The 597-nt window shown below is 34.0% G+C and carries 1 pseudogene; it reads right to left on the bottom strand.

Annotated features, from left to right (window positions below):
* Positions 1 to 554 (bottom strand): annotated as a pseudogene (locus tag A3SG_RS20525) (hypothetical protein); the annotation flags it as partial.
* Between the last annotated feature and the right edge of the window lie 43 nt (positions 555 to 597).

Consider the following 597-nt stretch of genomic DNA (forward strand, 5'->3'; position numbering starts at 1 on the left):
TTAGACAAATCTCCTTCAGGGTAAATCTCGATTTCTTCAACTGGTAAATGATCCGGAAGTTTAGCCCTGCCAGGATGTTTCTTTTTAGAACGAGAATAAGTGATTTCTTCTTTGATAACCTCTTCTTGTTCTTCCAGAAGCTCTTGTTCTAGATCTAAAGGTAAAGTAGTTTGAGAAGGATCTTCAAAACGCTCTCGTTTTTGACCAAACTGCATACGGCGTAGTAATTCTACTAAACGTTGAAGTTCTTCAACTCGTTCTTCTAACCTAGAAGCTTTATCTTCTAAGTTTGAAGCTTTATCTTCTAATTTAGAAGCTTTGTGTTCTAATTTTGAAGCTTTGTGTTCTAATTTTGAAGCTTTATCTTCTAACACGACTTCCTTTTTTTCAAGCCTAACAAGTTTTTTATCTCGTTTGGAGATCGTTTTATCTTGTTTGGAGATAGTCTTATCTTGAACAGAAATAGTTTTATCGAGCACAGAAATGTTTTTTTGAGCTTTAGTTAAAAGCTCAAAAAGCTCCTGTTTTGATACGTTTTCTAGGTCTATTTCCATAGGCTAAATATACGTAAAAATCCTATATTTAACAAGGCTTAGG

The sequence above is a fragment of the Flavobacterium sp. ACAM 123 genome (assembly GCF_000264055.1).
In the GTDB taxonomy this organism is placed as follows: Bacteria; Bacteroidota; Bacteroidia; order Flavobacteriales; family Flavobacteriaceae; genus Flavobacterium.